The following is a 19,264-nucleotide window of genomic DNA, read 5'->3' as shown; positions in this document are numbered from 1 at the left end:
TCTCCTCCGGGGGACGACGTGCTGGTTCGGGTCAAGTCTATCGGGGTCATCGCGTCGGGTCGGTTCCGCGAGACAGGTCGTCCCACGAATCGATCGCGTCCACGGGGCCGGCGGTCGCGTCCACATGTGCGGCATCGGTGCGGTAGCGGCGGCCGCCGCGCTTCCAGCGGCGCCACGTGACGAGCACGACGAGGGATGCCGCGAGCAGGATGACCCAGCCGATGAGCGTCATGACGGGCCAGGCGGAGAGCTCGATGCCGGCGACCACGTCCGTGATCGCCGAGCTCCCGGCGAGACCGGTCGTCTCGGTGACGGTGGGGCCGACGGCGCCCAGCGGCTCGGTCAGCACCAACTGGAGCGTCGTCCACCCGAGGAAGAGCGCGGCAGCGGTGGCGAGCACGCCGAAGATCAGCCGGAGCACGGGACCGACGATCGAGAGCGCGATGCCGAGCGCCAGCACGGCGAGGCTGAGAGGCGCGAGCAAGGGCAGCGCGGACGCCCCTGGCACGAGGATCGCCTCTCCCGCATCGGTGCGCGCGACGGTCAGCCAGGTCTGCGTCGACGAGATGATGCCGATCGCACCGGAGAGGAGGAACCCCGAGACGGCGATCGACCGGCCTCTGCGTGCGAGCGTCATTCTGCGGAGCCCCCCTCGACGGCCTGCAGGTCGGTCGTGTCGAAGCAGGTACGCGTGCCCGTGTGACAGGCCGGTCCCGTCTGGTCGACACGCAGCAGGATCGCATCGCCGTCGCAGTCGAGCCGCGCCTCGTGCACCACCTGGATGTTGCCCGAGGTGTCGCCCTTGCGCCAGTACTCCCGGCGGGATCGAGACCAGTAGACCGCACGTCCGGTGGTGAGGGTACGTCGCAGCGCCTCGGCATCCACCCAGGCGAGCATCAGGACCTCTGCAGTGTCCCACTGCTGCACGATCACCGGTGCGAGACCGTCGTCATTGAAGGCGACCTGCGCGATGCGCTCTTCGACGTCGCTCATCGGACGAGCACTCCTTCCGCACGCAGTGCATCCTTCACGTCGCCGACCGTGAGCGCGCCGGTGTGGAACACGCTGGCTGCCAGAACCGCATCCGCCCCGGCCTTGATCGCCGGAGCGAAGTCTGCGGCCTTGCCTGCTCCGCCCGACGCGATCACGGGCACCGAGGCTGCCTCGCGCATCAGCTTCACCAGCTCGAGATCGAAGCCTTCTCGCGTGCCGTCGGCATCGATCGAGTTGACGAGCAGCTCGCCCGCGCCGCGTTCAGCGGCCTCTCGCGCCCAGTCGAGTGCGTCGAGGGTGGTCTGCGTGCGTCCGCCGTGGGTGGTGACCACGAAGCCGGATGCGGTCGTGTCGGCCCGCTTGACATCGAGCGACAGCACGAGCACCTGCGCCCCGAAGCGGTCGGCGATCTCGCCGATCAGCTCGGGGCGCGCGATCGCAGCGGAGTTCACACCGACCTTGTCGGCTCCGACGGACAGCAGGCGTGACACGTCGTCGACGCTGCGGACTCCCCCGCCGACCGTCAGCGGCACGAACACCTGCTCGGCGGTGCGCTGGACGACGTCGTAGGTCGTCGCGCGTGCATCGACCGTCGCGGTCACGTCGAGGAAGGTGATCTCATCGGCGCCCTGCGCCGCGTAGTGGCGGGCAAGCTCGACCGGGTCGCCCATGTCGCGCAGGTTCTCGAAGTTGACTCCCTTGACGACGCGGCCGGCGGCGACGTCGAGGCAGGGGATGACGCGACTCGCGAGCGCCATCAGAGCCTCGCGTTGTGGATCGCCGTGACGAGGATCGCTCGGGCACCGAGAGCGTAGAGCGCATCCATCACGGGGTTGACCCGCGCGCGGGCCACCATGACCCGCACCGCGACCCACTCGGGGTCGCGCAGGGGCGAGACGGTGGGAGACTCGATGCCGCCGGCGATCTTCACGGCGTCGTCGAGCAGAGCGAGCGGCAGGTCGTAATCGATCATCACGAACCGGCGGGCCACCATGACGCCGCGGAGACGGCGGAGAAGCGTCTCGGATCCCTCGGCATCCTGCGGACCGGCGATCAGCACGGCCTCGGACTGCAGGATCACGGGACCGAAGACGTCGAGCCCCGCTTGACGCAGTGTCGTGCCCGTCTCGACGACGTCAGCCACGGCGTCGGCCACACCGAGGCGCACGGCGGACTCCACCGCACCGTCGAGCGGCACGAGGTCGACCGCGATTCCGCGCTCATCGAGGAACGCGTCGACGAGACCCGGATACGACGTCGCGATGCGCAGACCGTCGAGCTCGGACACCTCGGTGTAGCGCCCCGAGGGCGCGGCGAAGCGGAAGGTCGAGCCGGCGAAGCCGAGTGCCTCGATCTCGCGCGCGCCGGGCATGCGGGCGTCGAGAAGCAGGTCGCGACCCGTGATGCCGACATCGATGGCGCCGGAGCCGACGTACGTCGCGATGTCCTTCGGACGGAGGTAGAAGAACTCGACGTCGTTGTCGCTGTCGACGACGTGGAGCGTCTTGGGGTCACGGCGACCGGCGTAGCCGGCCTCCGCGAGCATGTCGGCGGCCGTCTCGGAGAGAGAGCCCTTATTGGGAACAGCAATGCGCAGCATGGGATGCCTTCAGATCGAAGCGAGTGGGGCGGAGCGCTTCACAGATGTCGGTAGACGTCCTGCAGGCTCAGGCCCTTCGCGAGCATCATCACCTGCACGTGGTAGAGCAGCTGCGAGATCTCCTCTGCAGCGGCCTCGTCGGACTCGTACTCGGACGCCATCCAGACCTCGGCAGCCTCCTCGACGATCTTCTTGCCGATCGTGTGCACGCCGCCGTCGAGCTCTGCAACCGTGCCTGATCCCTCGGGGCGGGTCTCGGCCTTGACGCTGAGCTCGGCGAACAGCTCGTCGAAAGTCTTCACGATTCCAGGCTAGCGGCTCTGGCGCGGTCTCTGAGCCGGGTGACGGCCGCCTCGACGTCGTCGGCGCCGTAGACCGCGGATCCTGCGACGAAGGTGTCTGCGCCGGCGGCGGCCGCCGCCTCGATCGTCGCATCGGAGATCCCGCCGTCGACCTGCAGCCAGACGTTCGACCCTCGCCGCTTCGCCTCGTCGGCGAGAGCGCGCAGCTTCGGCATCGTCTCGGGCATGAATCCCTGCCCGCCGAACCCTGGTTCGACGGTCATCACGAGGATCTGGTCGAACTCCTCGAGCACGCTGTAGAGACCGTCCGCGGGGGTGTCCGGCTTGATCGCCACTCCGGCCCTCGCCCCGATGCTGCGCAGAGTGCGGGCCAGCGAGATCGGATCGGCGGCGGCCTCGAGGTGGAACGTGACGCTCGCGGCACCGAGCTCCGCATACGCGGGAGCCCACCGCTCGGGGTCGGTGATCATCAGGTGCACGTCGAGCGGGATCGGGCTGGTCGCCTGGATCCGCTCGACCATCTGCGGCCCGAACGTGAGGTTCGGGACGAAGTGGTTGTCCATGACGTCGACATGCGCGAAGTCGGCAGTGGCGATCTTGGCGAGATCACGCTGCATGTTCACGAAGTCGGCGGCCAGGATGCTGGGGTTGATGCGCGGTGCGCGGGGCAGGTCCACTCTCTAGTCTCCTTGCTCGGCGCTGGCGTCGCGCTGATCGGTGTCGGCTCGTCGGAGGAGCGCGAGGAACATCGCATCGGTCCCGTGCCGGTGCGGCCACAGCTGGACCCGCCCGGTGCCGTCGCTGCCGAGATCGATCGGTGAGGTCACGACACCCTCGAGGACCGCACGCGCATCGAGCTCGGTGATGTCGGTGCGGCCACGGAGCACCTCCTGGACGACGCCCGTCGTCTCGGCGAGATGCGGCGAGCAGGTCGCGTACGCGACGATGCCGCCGGGCGCCAGCGCGTCGAGGGCCGCCGAGAGCAGTTCGACCTGCAGCGGCACCAGCTCGGCGACATCACCGGGGGTCTTGCGCCATCTCGCCTCGGGCCGCCGCCGCAGAGCCCCGAGTCCCGTGCACGGCGCATCGACGAGGATGCGATCGAACTGGCCCGCGTGGGAGGTGCCGAACGTGCGGCCGTCCTCTTCATGAACCACGACATCGGCGGGCACGGCGCGCAGGGCGTTGCGGACGAGTCGCGCACGGGTGGGCACCACCTCGTTCGCCTCCAGCGACACATCGTGCTGTCGCGCGACCGCCGCGAGCAGCGCCGTCTTGCCGCCGGGGCCTGCGCACAGGTCGAGCCAGCGTTCGCCGGAACGGATCGGAGCAGCTTCGGCGAGAGCCAGTGCGACGAGCTGCGACCCTTCATCCTGCACACGCACCGTGCCGCCCGAGGAGGCGATCACGTGGTGCGGGTCGCCGCCCGGAGATCCGTAGGCCGTCGGCGCATACGGTCGACGTGGCTCCCCGGGCTCGGCGAGGCCGGGCAGAGCGACGAGAGTGACCTCCGGCGAGGCGTTGTCGGCGTCGAGGAGGTCGTCGAGCTCCTCGACGCGACCTTCAGCGGCCAACGCGCGACGCAGGGCACGGATGACCCAGACGGGGTGAGCGGAGCGCAGCGCCAGCCGCTCGTCGTCCGACCGCGCGGAGGACTCGATGCGCTGCTCCCACTCCCCCGGCGTCTCGCGGGAGATTCGCCTCAGCACGGCGTTCGCGAAGCTGGATGCACCGCGGCCCTGGGTGGCGGCGACGATGTTCACCGACTCGTTGACGGCCGCGTGCGACGCGACGCGGGTCGCGAGCAGCTGATGGGTCGCGAGTCTCAGCGCGTCGAGCACACCGGCGTCGATCTCCTCGACAGGCCTGTCGGCGGCCGCGGCGATGATCGCGTCATACGTTCCGCGGCGTCGCAGTGTGCCGTAGGCGAGTTCTGTGGCGAGAGCGGCGTCCGGTGGAGTGAGTCCTGCGTCCGCGATCGCGGCCGGAAGGATCAGGTTCGCGTAGGCATCCGATTCCGACACCGCCCGCAGCACGTCGTAGGCCACGCGCCGCGCAGGCTGCACCGTGCGCTGCGGGCCGCGGGACTGTCCGTCGCGCTTCCCGCCCCGAGCCTGGCCGTCACGTGGACGCTGATCGCGCGGCGTGCTCGGTCCCGAACGGGATCCGCGGCCGGACTCGCCGCGACGCGGCTCGCGACGTGCGCCGTCGTCCTGCCGCCCGCTCATGCGCCGGCTCGCAGGTTCTCGGTGTCGCGCTGCCCGCGCCACCAGTCGACCGCGCTCATCGCGCCCTTGCCCGAGGGCTGCACACGCGTGACCGCGAGCGGGGCCGAGGCCGTTCCGATGAGGAGAGCGGACTTGGTCGCGGTGAACGCGCCCGGCGCGAGGGCGACGTCGCTTTCCGAGGGAGTGGCCTCCAGCACCTTGAGGCGGATCCCGTCGACGGTCGTGTGGGCGCCCGGTTCGGGGGTGACTCCACGGAACCGCGCGAACACCTCGCTGAGCGGGCGGGTCCAATCGAGCAGACCATCGTCGAGAGTCAGCTTCGGGGCCAGCGACGCCTCCCCCTCCTGGGGCACAGCGCGCGCAGTGCCGTCGGCGATGGCCGCGACCACTTCCGCCGTCAGTTCGGCGCCATCGAGAGCGAGTGCGTCGAGTGCGGCATCCGCCGTCGCCTCGGGAGCGACCGCGACGACCCGCGTCGCGAAGACATCACCGGCATCGAGCGCGGGAACGAGCTGGAACACACTGGCACCCATCTGCGCATCGCCGTTGATCAGTGCGCGCTGCACGGGTGCGGCACCGCGCCACTGCGGGAGGAGCGAGAAATGCAGATTGATCCAGCCCTTCGTCGGTGCGGAGAGCAGCGGCTCGCGAACGAGTCCGCCGTACGCCACGATCACACCGAGCTCGACACCGAGCGCGGTGATGGCGGCCGTCGCGTCGTCGTCGAGGCGAGCCGCCTTGATGACCGGCAGGCCGAGCTCGTCGGCGGCGTGAGCGACAGGCGACGGCGTGAGCACCCGCTTGCGGCCCAGCGGCGCGTCCGGGCGGGTGACGACCGCAGCGATGTCGTGCTCGGCCGCGAGGCGGCGGAGTGTGGGGACGGCTGCCGACGGTGTGCCGGCGAAGACGAGACGCATGAAGGTGCTCCGGAGGGATGCGGGGGTGGATCGGGTGAGATCGGAGCGCGAGGTGGTTCTTCGCGTTCAGAGTTCCGGATCGAGGATATCGAGTCGAACCGTGAGGGCGCTCCGAGTCGACTTGCCCTTGCCCCGCCGGTTGCTGACCGCTTCGGCGACGACCGCGGCCCGCAACGTGGTGGCGACCCTGGTACCCGCGCTGTAGTCGAACCGGATCAGGGCCCTGACACGCGGCGGGTAGTCGTCAGACTCGATCGGCACCGGGCCGAGTACCGCGTCGGAGGGCAGAGCGAGCTCCTGCAGCGACGCCAGCGCTCTCGCCACGGATGCCGTCGACCCCTCGACCAGCGCGACCCTCGCAGCCGGCGGCATGTGCAACGGCGCACGTTCGGAGAGCTCGGTCCTCGCATAGGCGGACTGGCTCCAGGTGGCAAGCGCTCGCGCGATCGCTCCGTCGACGCCGACCAGATGGATGGGAGCACCGGGAGCCGCGAGTGCAGCCGCGTTCGACCACCAGCGCAGACAGGACTCGCCGATCCGCAGGTCGGGAGCCTGGAGCATCCTCGGTCCGTCGAGCAGGACCACGGCACGGTATCCGCCCTCCGCCAGCGGCTCGGCCCCCCGTGTCGCGACGACGAGGGCCGGCTTGTCGGCGACGCGCTCGACCGGATGAGCGCTGTCTGCCACGATGACCCGGATTCCGGGGAACGCCTTGCCCAGCTCATCCGCCGTCCGCTCGCTGCCCGAGGACGCGAGGCGCAGCTTGGTCGACGAGCACGTCGGGCACGCCCACGCTCGGGCTCCCCTGCCGCACCAGGCGCACACCGGCACGGCACCACGGTGCTTGGCTCCGAGCGGTCCGCCGCAGTGGGCGCACCGTGCAGGCGCCCGGCATTCGGCGCAGACCAGCGACGGGGCGAACCCCGGTCGAGACACCTGCACCAGCACCGGTCCCTCGGCTGCGGCATTGCGCGCGGAGAGGAACGCGGACGACGGCATCCGCTGTGCAGTCGGAGCATCCATCTCCTGGGGTGTGCTGAGGATCACGCGCGGCAGCACCCGACGCGCGGCCCGGACATCCTGCAGCCATCCGTGGGCGACGAGGCGTTCGACGTCGGTGGTGCGGGTGTGGCCGACGAACAGCAGTGCGGATCCCTCCTGCTCCTGACGGAGGAGAGCAGCGTCCCGTGCGTTGATGTACGGCGCGAGCGGCTCGCCGAGGAGAGGATCGCCGTCGTCCCACACAGCGACGACGCCCGCACGAACCGGCGCGTACACCGCAGAACGATTGCCCACCACGATGCACGGCGCGTCCTCGAGCGAGCGCAGGAACGCGCGGTACCGATCGGGGTTCGTCTGGCGCGAGTCGAAGCGCACGACGGCCTGGTCAGGGACATACGAGCCGAGAGCGGCGAGCAGCTGATCGAGGTCGCGGTGGTCAGGCACGACGAGAACACTCGAACGGCCTGCTGCCAGCGTCCGCGCCGCTGCGGACGCGAGAAGCGCCGCCCACCCGGGATCGTCATGATGGCGCACGGGGATCGCCTCGACCGCGGCCCGGCCGCCCGCATCGAGCACATCGGCGAGCGAGTCGTAGGACGCGATCAGCTCGGATGCGGCCGAGAGTGCTTCGTCTGATGGGGCGAGCTCCGGGGAGTCGTCGCTCCAGGCCTTCTCCACCCGCACCTGGCGCTTCGGGATGACGAGCCGCAGGACGTCGGAGGCGGAGCCCGCAGCGCGATCGGCGGCGCGGCGCGCGAGGCGGTAGAGACGCTCCGGAAGCACCGCCACAGGGGATACGACGCTGTCGACCTCGGACAGTGGCCTGTCGCCATCGTGTTCGGTGTCGAGTTCGACGACGTAGCCGTCGATGACACGACCGGCGGTACGCAGGGGCACACGCACGCGCACGCCCAGAGGGACGTCTCCGAGCTCCGCAGGCACGGCGTAGTCGAAGAGACGATCCAATTGTGGAAGCGGCGAGTCCAAGAGCACGCGAGCGATCCTCCGACTCTGCGATGTCAGAGGAGAAGGGACGCCATCAGGCATGCGGCCCTCAGAGTCCTGCAGCGCGCCGCAGCTCTTCCGCGCGATCGGTGCGCTCCCACGTGAACTCCGGCAGCTCCCGTCCGAAGTGCCCGTAGGCGGCGGTCTGCGCGTAGATCGGGCGCAGGAGGTCGAGCTGCTCGATGATCGCCTGGGGACGCAGATCGAAGACCTCGTCGATGGCGCGCGTGATCACCTCGTCGGACACCTTGCCCGTGCCGAATGTCTCGACGTAGAGACCGACCGGACGAGCGACCCCGATCGCGTAGGCGACCTGGACCTCGAGACGGTCGGCGAGTCCTGCGGCGACCGCGTTCTTGGCCACCCAGCGCGTGGCATAGGCGCCGGAGCGGTCGACCTTCGACGGATCCTTGCCGCTGAAGGCACCGCCACCATGTCGCGCCGCTCCGCCGTAGGTGTCGATGATGATCTTGCGTCCGGTGAGTCCGGCATCGCCCTTGGGGCCGCCCGTCACGAACGGACCGGCGGGGTTGATGTAGTACGTGAGGTCGCCGAGATCGAGCCCCGTGGAGGCCAGGATCGGATCGATCACGTGCTCGCGCACCTGAGCCTTGAGGTCGTCCTGCGAGATGTCGGGGTGGTGCTGGGTCGACAGCACGACGGCATCCACGGTCTTGGGGGTGAAGCCCTCATATCCGAGAGTGACCTGGGTCTTGCCGTCCGGGCGCAGGAACGGCAGCGCACCCGATCGTCGGACCTCGCTGAGCCGCTCCGCGATGCGATGCGCGGTCCACGCAGCCATGGGCATGAGCTGCGGGGTCTCGTTCGTCGCGAAGCCGAACATGATGCCCTGGTCGCCAGCGCCGAGGCCGTCGAGAGGATCGATGGAGCCGCCGTCGCGGTGCTCCTGAGCGTTGTCGACGCCGTGGGCGATGTCGGTCGACTGCTCTCCCACCGAGATGCTCACACCGCAGGAGTCTCCGTCGAAGCCGGTCTCGCTCGAGGTGTAGCCGATGCCGTTGACCACCTGGCGGACGATCGTCGGGATGTCGACGTACGCCTCGGTGCGGATCTCGCCGGCGACGTGGACGAGACCGGTGGTCACCAGCGTCTCGACGGCCACCCGCGAGCCGGGGTCTTTCGCGATGAGTCCGTCGAGGATGCTGTCCGAGATCTGGTCGCAGATCTTGTCGGGGTGCCCCTCGGTGACGGACTCGGACGTGAACAGACGCAGCGCGCTCATCAGGGCTCCAGAACGGAATCGGACAGCAGGAAGGGGGTGGCTCCCATGATGGACCGCACCGCCGACATCAGTCGGCGGTGCGGTCATCGGACGTCACTCGGCGTGACGGAGGCGGAGCTTGTCCTCGTTGATCTCGTGCAGAGCGATGGTCAGCGGCTTGTCCTCGACGGACGAGTCGACGAGCGGCCCGACGTTGTCGAACAGGTTGCCCTCGTGGAGGTCGGAGTAGTAGTCGTTGATCTGACGGGCGCGCTTGGCGGCGTAGATCACGAGCTCGTACTTCGAGTCGACCCGGTCGAGCAGGTTGTCGATGGGGGGATCGATGATTCCGTTGGTGTGGTGTCCGGCCATGGTGGGACCTCCTGATCAGGCGACGGGATCGTCGCGAAGACGGTGATGCGGGCGCGCGAAGACGCTCAGCGCGCAGAGCTCGAAGACAATTCTACGACCTCCGCGGCCGCAGCGGCGACGTCCTCGTTCACGATGAGGTGGTCGAACTCGTTCTGCGCCGCCAATTCGACCTTCGCGGTGCGCAGTCTGCGAGCGCGTTCCTCCGCGCCCTCCGTGCCTCGTCCGACCAGCCGCTGGACGAGTTCGTCCCAGGTCGGAGGCAGCAGGAAGATGAGCGTGGCAGCAGGCTCCGCCTTGCGCACCTGGCGCGCGCCCTGCAGGTCGATCTCGAGTAGCACGGTCTTGCCTGCAGCGAGAGCGGCGTCGATCGGAGCCCGCGGCGTGCCGTAGCGCGACTTGTTGTGGACGACGGCGTACTCCAGGAGTTCGTCGTCGGCGATCAGACGGTCGAACTCCGCATCGTCGACGAAGTAGTAGTGCACGCCATCGATCTCGCCAGGTCGCGGTGCGCGCGTCGTCGCCGAGACCGACAGATGGATCTCGGGGTTGTGCTCACGGATGTGGGCGGCGACGGTGCCCTTGCCGACTGCCGTGGGCCCGGCGAGCACGAGCAGACGGCTTCGTGCGCCACGCGGCTCGAGCAGAGGGAAGCGCGCGTCGAGCCACTGCGAGAGCGCCACCCGCTGGCGGACGCCGAGCCCTCCCAGTCGCTTGACCGGCGAGATGTGCAGCTCTGCCAGGATGCGGTCGCGCTTGCCCGCGCCGATCGCGGGGAGAGCGAGCAGGAAGTCCGTGATGCGCATGGACCCCTCGACCGAGTCCGGGTCTGCGGTCGCCCGCTCGAGCACGGCCTGCGGTGTGACGACACGCGTGGTCAGATCGCGCTTGAGCGATGCGCGGGCGCGGCGTCGTTCGACCGCCTTGCGTGCGGCGGCAGCGCGGTCGACCTCGGGGACGGGACGGGACTCAGCCACGGCCGGCCTCCCTGTACTCTGCGACGCGGGCGTCGATGGCGGCGGCGAGACCGGCGGGTCCGGCCGAGAGGATGCTGCGGCTCTCGCTCGCGATGACGGCGGCGCTCATCGAACCGAACCGGCGGTGCAGGTCTGACGGCGTCGCACCCTGCGTGCCGAATCCCGGAGCGAGGATGGGTGCCACCGGTGCGAAGGCGGCGATGCCGGCATCCGTCCAGTCCACGGTCGCGCCGATGACGAAGCCGAAGCTCCCCCACTCCCCTGCGGGCGTGTGCTCGGTGTTGCGCGCCGAGACGACCGAGACGATGTCAGCCGAGACGGCACGGCCGGTCTCGGAGATCGAGCGCTGCAGCACCTCGGCTTCGGGGTTGCTCGTGGCAGCCAGCACGAACAGACCCTTGTCGTGCTGATCGGCGAGGGCGAAGGCGCCGTCGAGCGCGCCGACACCCAGGAACGGGTTCACGGTGAGGGCGTCGGCCTCGAGCGGAGACCCCGGGGTGAGCCAGGCAGCCGCGTAGGCGTCCATGGTCGACCCGATGTCGCCGCGCTTGGCATCCGCGATCACGAGGAGGCCGGCGTCCCTCGCAGCCGCGATGACCTCTTCGAGCGCCGCGAATCCTGCGGATCCGAAGCGCTCGAAGAACGACACCTGAGGCTTCACGATCGCGGCACGGCCCGCCGCGGCCTCGACCGTGCGCAGCCCGAACTCCCGGACGCCCGAGGCGTCGTCGCCGAGGCCCCAGGATCCGAGCAGGGCGGCGTGCGGGTCGATGCCCACGCACAGCGGGCCGTGCGCCGCGAGGGCGACACGGACCCGTTCGCCGAAGCGTGCGCTCACACTGCGGCCTTCCGGTCGAGGGCGTACTCCTGCAGGCTCTTCACCTGGAAGCCCTCGTGCGCTGCGTCCATACCGCTCACGGCGGCGCCGAGCACCGCCATCGTGGTGAACAGCGCCTTGTCGGCCGCGACAGCCGCCGCGCGGATCTCATAGCCGTCTGCACGCGCCGCGCCCCCGGACGGGGTGTTCACGACGATGTCGATCGAGCCGTCGTTGATGAGGTCGACGATGTTCGTCGCGCCGGACTCCTGGGTCTCGCTGTACTTCTCGACCACCGTCACCGCGATGCCGTTGCGCGAGAGGATCTCGGCAGTGCCCTCGGTGGCCACGATCGTGAACCCCAGCTGCTGCAGGCGATGCGCCGGCAGGATCACGGCGCGCTTGTCGGAGTCCGCGACCGAGATGAACACCGTGCCGGAGGTCGGCATTCCGCCGTACGCGGCCGCCTGGCTCTTGGCGAACGCGGTCGGGAAGTCGCGGTCGATGCCCATGACCTCGCCGGTCGAGCGCATCTCCGGGCCGAGGATCGAGTCGACGGTCTTGCCGTCGGCCGTACGGAACCGCTTGAACGGAAGCACGGCCTCCTTGACCGAGACGGGGGCGTCGAGGGGCACTCGCGAGCCGTCCTGCTCGGGCAGCATGCCCTCGGCGCGGAGCTCCGCGATCGTCGACCCCACCATCACACGGCTCGCGGCCTTGGCCATCGGGATGCCCAGCGCCTTCGAGACGAAGGGCACGGTGCGGCTCGCGCGCGGGTTCGCCTCGATCACGTAGAGGACGCCGGCGCTGATCGCGAACTGCACGTTGAGCAGGCCACGGACGCCCACGCCCTTCGCGATCGCGAGTGTCGCCTCGCGCACCCGGTCGATGTCGGTGCGGCCGAGCGAGACGGGCGGAAGCGTGCAGCTCGAGTCGCCCGAGTGGATGCCGGCCTCTTCGAGGTGCTCCATCACGCCGCCGATGAACAGTTCGGTGCCGTCGTAGAGGGCGTCGACATCGAGCTCGATCGCGTCATCGAGGAAGCGATCGACGAGCAGGGGCTTGCCCTCCTCGATGATGACCTCGCCCGCCGTGCGCACGAAGTACTCGCGCAGCGACTCGGAGCTGTAGACGATCTCCATGCCGCGTCCGCCGAGCACGAAGCTCGGACGCACGAGCACCGGGTATCCGATCTCCTCGGCGACGGCCACCGCGCCGTCCGCGTCCACAGCGGTGCCGTGGCGCGGGGCGATGAGGCCTGCCGTGTCGAGCAGCTGCGAGAACAGCTCGCGCTCCTCGGCGATGTCGATGGCCTCCGGGCTGGTGCCGAGCACCTGGTAGCCGGCTGCCTCGATGCCCTTTGCGAGCCCCAGCGGCGTCTGGCCGCCGAGCTGGCAGACGACTCCGAGGATGGTGCCGCTCGCGGCTTCCGCGTCGAGCACCTCCAGCACGTCCTCCAGCGTGAGCGGCTCGAAGTAGAGCCGGTCGGACGTGTCGTAGTCGGTGGACACCGTCTCGGGGTTGCAGTTGACCATGATGGTCTCGAAGCCGGCATCCGAGAGGGCGAACGACGCGTGCACGCACGAGTAGTCGAACTCGACGCCCTGACCGATGCGGTTCGGACCCGATCCGATGATCACGACCTTGGTGCGATCGGACGGTGTGACCTCGGTCTCGAAGTCGTAGCTCGAGTAGTGGTAAGGCGTGAGAGCCGGGAACTCGCCGGCGCAGGTGTCGACGGTCTTGAACACCGGACGGATGCCGAGTCCGTGGCGCACGCCGCGGATCTCCGCTTCCTTCTCGCCGCGGAGCTCCGCGATCTGCGCGTCGGAGAAGCCGTGCTCCTTGGCGTAGCGCAGCGTGGCCGCGTCGAGCTCCGGTGCCGTGCGCACGATCTCGGCGACCTCGTTGATCAGGACGATCTGGTCGATGAACCAGGGATCGATCGCCGTGGCCTCGAACGCCTGCTCGACCGTCGCGCCCTTGCGCAGCGCCTGCTGGAGGGTGACGATCCGACCGTCCGTCGGGACCTTCGAGATCTCGAGCAGCTCGTCGACGGAACGGCTCTCCGCGCCCCAGTGGAAGCTGGAACCGCGCTTCTCGAGCGAGCGCAGCGCCTTCTGCAGCGCGGTCGCGTAGTTGCGGCCGATCGCCATCGCCTCGCCGACCGACTTCATGGTGGTCGTCAGCGTCGCGTCAGCGGCCGGGAACTTCTCGAACGCGAACCGCGGCACCTTGACGACGACATAGTCGAGCGTGGGCTCGAAGCTCGCGGGGGTGACGCCCGTGATGTCGTTCGGGATCTCATCGAGACGGTAGCCGAGCGCCAGCTTCGCGGCGAGCTTCGCGATCGGGAACCCCGTGGCCTTGGAGGCCAGGGCGCTCGAGCGCGAGACGCGAGGGTTCATCTCGATGACGATGATGCGCCCGTTGCTCGGGTCGATGGCGAACTGGATGTTGCAGCCGCCGGTGTCGACGCCCACCGCGCGGATGATGTCGATGCCGATGTCGCGGAGCTTCTGGTATTCGCGGTCCGTGAGCGTCAGAGCGGGAGCCACGGTGATCGAGTCGCCCGTGTGCACGCCGACGGGGTCGACGTTCTCGATCGAGCAGACGACCACCGTGTTGTCGGCGGTGTCGCGCATGAGCTCGAGCTCGTACTCCTTCCAGCCGAGGATCGACTCCTCCAGGAGGACCTCCGTGGTCGGAGAGTCGCGCAGACCGGCACCGCCGATGCGACGCAGATCCGCCTCGTCGTAGGCGAAGCCGGACCCGAGACCGCCCATCGTGAACGAGGGGCGCACGACGAGCGGGTAGCCCAGCTCGGCCGCTCCCTCAAGCAGGTCGTCCATGGTGTGCGCGATGATGCTGCGGGCGACGTCGGCGCCGGCATCGAGGACGAGCTGCTTGAAGATCTGGCGGTCCTCGCCCTTGTTGATGGCTTCGAAGCTCGCACCGATCAGCTCGACGTCGTACTTCTCGAGGATGCCGTGGTTGTGCAGCTCGATCGCGGCGTTCAGGGCCGTCTGCCCGCCGAGGGTCGGCAGGATCGCGTCGGGACGCTCCTTCGCGATGATCGTCTCGATGACCTGCCAGGTGATCGGCTCGATGTACGTCGCGTCGGCGAAGTCGGGGTCGGTCATGATCGTCGCCGGGTTGGAGTTGACCAGGATGACCCTCACGCCCTCCTCGCGCAGGACGCGGCAGGCCTGGGTGCCGGAGTAGTCGAACTCGCACGCCTGACCGATGACGATCGGGCCGGAGCCGATGACGAGAACGGAGTTGATGTCGTCGCGCTTGGGCATTACTTGGTGTCCTTCTTGCTGGCGATGACCATGTCACGGAACCGGTCGAAGAGATAGTTGGCGTCGTGCGGTCCGGCCGCAGCCTCCGGGTGGTACTGCACCGAGAACGCCGGGATGTCGAGAGCGCGGAGGCCCTCGACCACGTTGTCGTTCAGGCCGATGTGACTGACCTCGACCTTGCCGTAGCCGTGGGGGCTGTCGAACGAGCCCTCCAGCGGCGCCTCCACGGCGAACCCGTGGTTGTGCGCGGTGATCTCGACGCGTCCGGTGGACTTGTCGAGTACGGGCTGGTTGATGCCGCGGTGCCCGAACGGCAGCTTGTAGGTGCCGAGACCCAGCGCCCTGCCGAGCAGCTGGTTGCCGAAGCAGATGCCGAAGAAGGGCAGCCCGTCGTCGAGCACCGAGCGCAGCAGCTCGACATGGTCCCCGGAGGCTGCGGGGTCGCCAGGGCCGTTCGAGTAGAAGACGGCGACGGGATCGATCGCACGGATGTCATCGATCGTGACGTTCTGAGGCAGGACGTGCACCTCGAAGCCACGGGCCGCCAGGTTGTCGATCGTGGCCTGCTTGACGCCGAGGTCGAGGACGGCGAGATTGCCGACCCGCTCCCCCATCGCCGTCGTGACCGTGGCGACGTCGACCGAGACCTGCGCCGAGAGGTTCTGGCCGGCCATCTGAGGCGCCTCGCGCACGAGGCGCAGCTGCTCGTCGGCGTCGATCTGCGCGGCCTCGCCCGAGAAGACGCCGCCGCGCATAGACCCGGCAGAGCGGATGTGCCGCGTGATCGATCGGGTGTCGATGCCGCTGATGCCGACGATGCCGTCCCGCTCGAGGATCTCGTCCAGCGAAGCGGTCGCACGCCAGTTCGAGACGACTCGTGAGGGGTCGCGCACGATGTAGCCGGCGACCCATATGCGACGGGACTCAGGGTCCTCGTCGTTCATGCCGGTGTTGCCGATGTGCGGGGCCGTCTGCAGGACGATCTGGCCCGCGTACGACGGGTCGGTGAGCGTCTCCTGGTATCCGGACATGCCGGTCGAGAAGACGACCTCGCCGAAGGTGGTGCCCAGCGCGCCGTATGCACGGCCGACGTGGCGGGTCCCGTCTTCGAGGACGAGGACGGCGGGTTCGGGGAGGGCTGTCATGACGTTGCTCCTGTGTCGGGGGCGGCGGTGTCGTCCGTGGCGGGGACGAGGCGCTGCAGTTCTGAGATGAAGTTCTGGGGATCGCCGTCGGTGACCCGCAGATACGAGTCGACGATCGTGTCGTCGTCCGCATTCCAGGCGACGCGGACGAGTCCACCCGGTTCGACGACGCGGTCGATCGTCACCGTGGCGCGGTCGACGCTCGCGAGTCGTGCAGAGGCGAGGAAGACGGTCGGCGCACCGTCGAGGCAGAGTGCGAGTCCGCGATCGGTGACCGCAGCCTCTCCCCTGGCGCGATAGGCGAGCGGCCGGATGGCGAGGCGCTCCAGCGGCTGATCGTGCTTCGTCGTCGAGACGTAGAGCACCTCGTGACGGTCGAGGACCTCCGCATGCTCCGGCACGCCCAGGGGAGCCGCCAGACCCGAGTCGCGTCGGAGTCGTCGGCGCCACGCCGTGAACATGGCGACCAGGACGAGTGCCGCCACGGCAATCGTGATCGCGATGGCGATGTCGCGCGTGCTCATGCGTTCAGCTCCTCGACCACGGATCCGCCGTCGACCGTCAGCAGCCCGCGGTGGATCGTGAACTCGACGCGGCCGGGGAGGTCGCGACCGAGGTACGGCGAGTTCACGCTCCGACCGTGCAGGTCGGATTCGGTGAAGACGCCGGCGGCGGACGGGTCGTAGAGGGTGATCTGCGCAGCAGCACCGGCCTGCAGGGGCAGCCCATGATCGGACAGACGTCCGATCCGCGCGGGGGCCGCACTCATCACCCGGGCGACGTCCTCCCAGCCGATCAGGCCGGTCTGCACCATCGACTGGTGCACGACGCGCAGGGCGCTCTCGAGTCCGACCATGCCGTTGGCTGCGGCCTGCCACTCGCACGACTTGTGCTCGCTCGGGTGCGGGGCGTGATCGGTCGCCACGATGTCGATGGTGCCGTCGGCGAGGCCCTCGCGCACCGCCATGACGTCTTCCTCACGGCGCAGCGGCGGGTTGACCTTGTAGCGGGCGTCGTAGCCGCGCACCAGTTCATCGCTGAGCAGGAGGTGGTGCGGGGTGACCTCGGCCGTGACGTTGATCCCCCGCTTCTTCGCCCAGCGGATGATGTCGACAGAGCCTGCGGTCGACAGGTGGCACACGTGCAGTCGGGATCCGACATGCTCCGCGAGGAGCACATCGCGAGCGATGATCGACTCCTCCGCGACCGCGGGCCATCCGGCGAGTCCGAGCTCGGCCGACACGGTGCCCTCGTTCATCTGGGCACCCTCGGTGAGGCGTGGATCCTGAGCGTGCTGCGCGATGACTCCGTCGAACGACTTCACATACTCGAGTGCGCGCCGCATGATCAGCGGATCGAAGACGCAGAAGCCGTCGTCGCTGAAGACGCGCACCTGGGCGCGCGAGGTGGCCATCGCACCGAGTTCGGCGAGGCGCTCGCCCTTCTGCCCCACGGTGACGGCGCCGATGGGCTGCACGGTCGCGTACCCGGCGGCCTCGCCCAGGGCGAGCTCCTGCTCGACCACACCGGCCGTGTCCGCGACCGGCGAGGTGTTCGGCATCGCGAACACCGCCGTGAACCCGCCTGCCGCCGCAGCACGGGTCCCGGTGAGGATCGTCTCGGAGGCTTCGTAGCCCGGCTCCCGGAGGTGGGTGTGCAGGTCGACGAGTCCGGGAAGGGCCACCAGGCCGTCGGCGTCGATGACTCGCGCACCGGAGCGGCTCAGTCCGGTGCCGATCTCGGAGATCTGCCCGTTCTCCACGATGATGTCGGCGCGCTCGGCACCGAGAAGCTGTGCTCCGGTGATGACGAGGGTCTCGCTCACTGGTCTCCCCCTCGTTCGTCGTCTCGTTCTCCTGCAAGGAGCAGGTACAGCACCGCCATGCGGATGGACACCCCGTTCGTCACCTGTTCCAGCACTGTCGAGCGCGGGGAATCTGCGGCTTCGGAGGATATCTCCAACCCTCGGTTCATGGGTCCGGGGTGCATCACAATGCTACCGTCCGGAAGGCCGGCCACACGCAGTGCGTCCAGACCCCATCGCCTGGAATACTCCCGCTCAGTGGGGAAATATGCAGCGCTCATCCGTTCGAGCTGGATGCGGAGCATCATCACGGCGTCCGGACCGTCCGCCAGAGCCTGATCGAGGTCGTAGACGACCTTCGCAGGCCAGAGCGAGACGTTCTGCGGCACCAGGGTGGGCGGCGCGACCAGGGTGACCTCGGCGCCGAGCGTGGCGAGCAGCCAGACGTTCGACCGTGCGACGCGGGAGTGGAGCACGTCGCCGACGATCACGACCCGGATGCCGGCGAGATCACGACCGCGGCTGTCGGCGCCGAAGCGCCGTTTGCGGATCGTGAACGCGTCGAGGAGAGCCTGGGTCGGATGCTCGTGCGTGCCGTCGCCGGCGTTCACGACTCCGGCGGAGATCCACCCGCTGGTCGCGAGGGTCTGCGGGGCGCCGGAGGCGGGATGGCGGATGACGACCGCATCCGCTCCCATCGCCTGCAGCGTCTGGGCGGTGTCCTTGAGGCTCTCGCCCTTCGACACGCTCGAGCCCTTGGCTGCGAAGTTGATCACATCGGCTGAGAGGCGCTTCGCAGCGGCTTCGAAGGAGATGCGGGTGCGGGTCGAGTCCTCGAAGAACAGATTCACGACCGTCTTGCCGCGAAGGGTCGGAAGCTTCTTGACCTCGCGCGACTGGGTGTCGGACATGTCTTCGGCGACATCGAGGATGCGCAGAGCCGACTCTCGGTCGAGGGTGCGGGTATCCAGCAGGTGTCTCATGCTTCGATCGTCACCTCTTCGGTGCCGTCGTGCTCGGTCAGCCGGACGTTGACGCGCTCCTGGCGAGACGACGGGATGTTCTTGCCGACGAAATCGGGGCGGATCGGGAGTTCCCGGTGGCCGCGATCGACGAGGATCGCGAGGCGGACGACCGACGGGCGACCGATCGACTGCAGCGCGTCGAGTGCGGCGCGGATGCTGCGGCCGGAGAACAGCACGTCGTCGACGAGGACGACGGTCCTGCCGTCGATCCCGCCGGCAGGGATGTCCGTGGGCCGCGGAGAACGCGTCGGCTGCGAGGCGAGGTCGTCACGGAAGAGGGTGACGTCCAAAGCCCCCACCGGAACGGTGGTCTGCGCGATGGCGCCGATCGCTGCGGACAGGCGGTGGGCGAGAGTGACGCCGCGGGTCGGAATGCCCAGCAGTACGAGGTTCTCAGCCCCTCGATTGGATTCGAGGATCTCGTGCGCGATACGGGTGAGAGCCCGCGAGATATCGGCTTCGTGCAGCACGGTTCGTGCAGACATCGGCCGCTCCCTTCTCCGCCTCACAGGACGGTGTTAAAGGTTGCTTGATGGCACCAGTCTAGCGTGCG

General features: G+C 69.1%; 19 protein-coding genes. All 19 read right to left on the bottom strand.

The features are described 5' to 3' along the window. Positions 1–46: 46 nt before the first annotated feature. The 19 genes from AB0P11_RS06725 to pyrR all read right to left on the bottom strand — a co-directional run bounded on the left by AB0P11_RS06725 (position 47) and on the right by pyrR (position 19,196). Positions 47–637, bottom strand: coding sequence for a Trp biosynthesis-associated membrane protein (locus tag AB0P11_RS06725; RefSeq protein WP_363520704.1), 591 nt, complete (start codon positions 635–637; stop codon positions 47–49). Further along, on the bottom strand, positions 634–993 hold the full coding sequence (gene hisI / locus AB0P11_RS06720) for a phosphoribosyl-AMP cyclohydrolase (protein ID WP_056278765.1): 360 nt from the start codon (positions 991–993) through the stop codon (positions 634–636). The genes AB0P11_RS06725 and hisI overlap by 4 nt, the downstream gene beginning before the upstream one ends. Further along, positions 990–1,751 (bottom strand): imidazole glycerol phosphate synthase subunit HisF, encoded by a 762-nt coding sequence (hisF, locus tag AB0P11_RS06715; RefSeq protein ID WP_363520702.1) that lies wholly within the window; start codon positions 1,749–1,751, stop codon positions 990–992. Before hisF ends, hisI begins: the two co-directional genes overlap by 4 nt. Continuing rightward, positions 1,751–2,593, bottom strand: coding sequence for an ATP phosphoribosyltransferase (hisG, locus tag AB0P11_RS06710; RefSeq protein ID WP_053096106.1), 843 nt, complete (start codon positions 2,591–2,593; stop codon positions 1,751–1,753). Before hisG ends, hisF begins: the two co-directional genes overlap by 1 nt. 38 nt (positions 2,594–2,631) lie before the next feature. Next, the gene (locus AB0P11_RS06705; RefSeq protein WP_017202142.1) at positions 2,632–2,895 is read right to left on the bottom strand and encodes a phosphoribosyl-ATP diphosphatase; all 264 of its coding nucleotides are present in this window, start codon (positions 2,893–2,895) and stop codon (positions 2,632–2,634) included. Next, positions 2,892–3,572, bottom strand: coding sequence for a ribulose-phosphate 3-epimerase (gene rpe / locus AB0P11_RS06700; RefSeq protein WP_053096108.1), 681 nt, complete (start codon positions 3,570–3,572; stop codon positions 2,892–2,894). Before rpe ends, AB0P11_RS06705 begins: the two co-directional genes overlap by 4 nt. Before the next feature lie 3 nt (positions 3,573–3,575). Continuing rightward, positions 3,576–5,123, bottom strand: a complete 1,548-nt coding sequence (locus tag AB0P11_RS06695) for a transcription antitermination factor NusB (protein ID WP_363520697.1) — start codon at positions 5,121–5,123, stop codon at positions 3,576–3,578. Then, complete coding sequence (gene fmt, locus AB0P11_RS06690; RefSeq protein WP_363520694.1) at positions 5,120–6,040, bottom strand: methionyl-tRNA formyltransferase; 921 nt, start codon at positions 6,038–6,040, stop codon at positions 5,120–5,122. Before fmt ends, AB0P11_RS06695 begins: the two co-directional genes overlap by 4 nt. 66 nt (positions 6,041–6,106) lie before the next feature. Beyond that, positions 6,107–8,089, bottom strand: a complete 1,983-nt coding sequence (locus AB0P11_RS06685; RefSeq protein ID WP_363520692.1) for a primosomal protein N' — start codon at positions 8,087–8,089, stop codon at positions 6,107–6,109. A 7-nt stretch (positions 8,090–8,096) separates the two neighbouring features. Beyond that, the gene (gene metK, locus AB0P11_RS06680) at positions 8,097–9,290 is read right to left on the bottom strand and encodes a methionine adenosyltransferase (RefSeq protein ID WP_053096114.1); all 1,194 of its coding nucleotides are present in this window, start codon (positions 9,288–9,290) and stop codon (positions 8,097–8,099) included. Between the two features lie 93 nt (positions 9,291–9,383). After that, complete coding sequence (gene rpoZ, locus AB0P11_RS06675; protein WP_042536631.1) at positions 9,384–9,641, bottom strand: DNA-directed RNA polymerase subunit omega; 258 nt, start codon at positions 9,639–9,641, stop codon at positions 9,384–9,386. A 65-nt stretch (positions 9,642–9,706) separates the two neighbouring features. Next, entirely contained in the window at positions 9,707–10,615 is a 909-nt protein-coding gene (gene gmk / locus AB0P11_RS06670) for a guanylate kinase (protein WP_187249657.1), read from the bottom strand. Beyond that, on the bottom strand, positions 10,608–11,453 hold the full coding sequence (pyrF, locus tag AB0P11_RS06665; RefSeq protein ID WP_053096118.1) for an orotidine-5'-phosphate decarboxylase: 846 nt from the start codon (positions 11,451–11,453) through the stop codon (positions 10,608–10,610). Before pyrF ends, gmk begins: the two co-directional genes overlap by 8 nt. Then, entirely contained in the window at positions 11,450–14,737 is a 3,288-nt protein-coding gene (carB, locus tag AB0P11_RS06660) for a carbamoyl-phosphate synthase large subunit (RefSeq protein ID WP_053096119.1), read from the bottom strand. The genes pyrF and carB overlap by 4 nt, the downstream gene beginning before the upstream one ends. Beyond that, a complete protein-coding gene (carA, locus tag AB0P11_RS06655; protein ID WP_053096121.1) occupies positions 14,737–15,882 on the bottom strand; it encodes a glutamine-hydrolyzing carbamoyl-phosphate synthase small subunit in 1,146 nt (381 codons plus the stop codon). The genes carB and carA overlap by 1 nt, the downstream gene beginning before the upstream one ends. After that, a complete protein-coding gene (locus AB0P11_RS06650; protein ID WP_320488322.1) occupies positions 15,879–16,406 on the bottom strand; it encodes a hypothetical protein in 528 nt (175 codons plus the stop codon). The genes carA and AB0P11_RS06650 overlap by 4 nt, the downstream gene beginning before the upstream one ends. After that, a complete protein-coding gene (locus AB0P11_RS06645) occupies positions 16,403–17,707 on the bottom strand; it encodes a dihydroorotase (protein ID WP_363520686.1) in 1,305 nt (434 codons plus the stop codon). The genes AB0P11_RS06650 and AB0P11_RS06645 overlap by 4 nt, the downstream gene beginning before the upstream one ends. Then, a complete protein-coding gene (locus AB0P11_RS06640; protein ID WP_053096128.1) occupies positions 17,704–18,669 on the bottom strand; it encodes an aspartate carbamoyltransferase catalytic subunit in 966 nt (321 codons plus the stop codon). Before AB0P11_RS06640 ends, AB0P11_RS06645 begins: the two co-directional genes overlap by 4 nt. Next, the gene (gene pyrR, locus AB0P11_RS06635) at positions 18,666–19,196 is read right to left on the bottom strand and encodes a bifunctional pyr operon transcriptional regulator/uracil phosphoribosyltransferase PyrR (protein ID WP_363520682.1); all 531 of its coding nucleotides are present in this window, start codon (positions 19,194–19,196) and stop codon (positions 18,666–18,668) included. Before pyrR ends, AB0P11_RS06640 begins: the two co-directional genes overlap by 4 nt. Positions 19,197–19,264: the final 68 nt, after the last annotated feature.

Origin of the sequence: Microbacterium sp. NPDC079176, assembly GCF_040686675.1 — a bacterium.
Classification (GTDB): Bacteria; Actinomycetota; Actinomycetes; order Actinomycetales; family Microbacteriaceae; genus Microbacterium.
This window is presented reverse-complemented; position numbering and strand designations above follow the sequence as displayed.

Bases quoted from the DNA above. Each gene is read 5' to 3' on its own strand.
- AB0P11_RS06725 (WP_363520704.1), bottom strand. From the start codon at position 637: ATGACGCTCGCACGCAGAGGCCGGTCGATCGCCGTCTCGGGGTTCCTC.
- hisI (WP_056278765.1), bottom strand. From the start codon at position 993: ATGAGCGACGTCGAAGAGCGCATCGCGCAGGTCGCCTTCAATGACGAC.
- hisF (WP_363520702.1), bottom strand. From the start codon at position 1,751: ATGGCGCTCGCGAGTCGCGTCATCCCCTGCCTCGACGTCGCCGCCGGC.
- hisG (WP_053096106.1), bottom strand. From the start codon at position 2,593: ATGCTGCGCATTGCTGTTCCCAATAAGGGCTCTCTCTCCGAGACGGCC.
- AB0P11_RS06695 (WP_363520697.1), bottom strand. From the start codon at position 5,123: ATGAGCGGGCGGCAGGACGACGGCGCACGTCGCGAGCCGCGTCGCGGC.
- fmt (WP_363520694.1), bottom strand. From the start codon at position 6,040: ATGCGTCTCGTCTTCGCCGGCACACCGTCGGCAGCCGTCCCCACACTC.
- AB0P11_RS06685 (WP_363520692.1), bottom strand. From the start codon at position 8,089: ATGCCTGATGGCGTCCCTTCTCCTCTGACATCGCAGAGTCGGAGGATC.
- metK (WP_053096114.1), bottom strand. From the start codon at position 9,290: ATGAGCGCGCTGCGTCTGTTCACGTCCGAGTCCGTCACCGAGGGGCAC.
- rpoZ (WP_042536631.1), bottom strand. From the start codon at position 9,641: ATGGCCGGACACCACACCAACGGAATCATCGATCCCCCCATCGACAAC.
- carB (WP_053096119.1), bottom strand. From the start codon at position 14,737: ATGCCCAAGCGCGACGACATCAACTCCGTTCTCGTCATCGGCTCCGGC.
- carA (WP_053096121.1), bottom strand. From the start codon at position 15,882: ATGACAGCCCTCCCCGAACCCGCCGTCCTCGTCCTCGAAGACGGGACC.
- AB0P11_RS06650 (WP_320488322.1), bottom strand. From the start codon at position 16,406: ATGAGCACGCGCGACATCGCCATCGCGATCACGATTGCCGTGGCGGCA.
- AB0P11_RS06640 (WP_053096128.1), bottom strand. From the start codon at position 18,669: ATGAGACACCTGCTGGATACCCGCACCCTCGACCGAGAGTCGGCTCTG.
- pyrR (WP_363520682.1), bottom strand. From the start codon at position 19,196: ATGTCTGCACGAACCGTGCTGCACGAAGCCGATATCTCGCGGGCTCTC.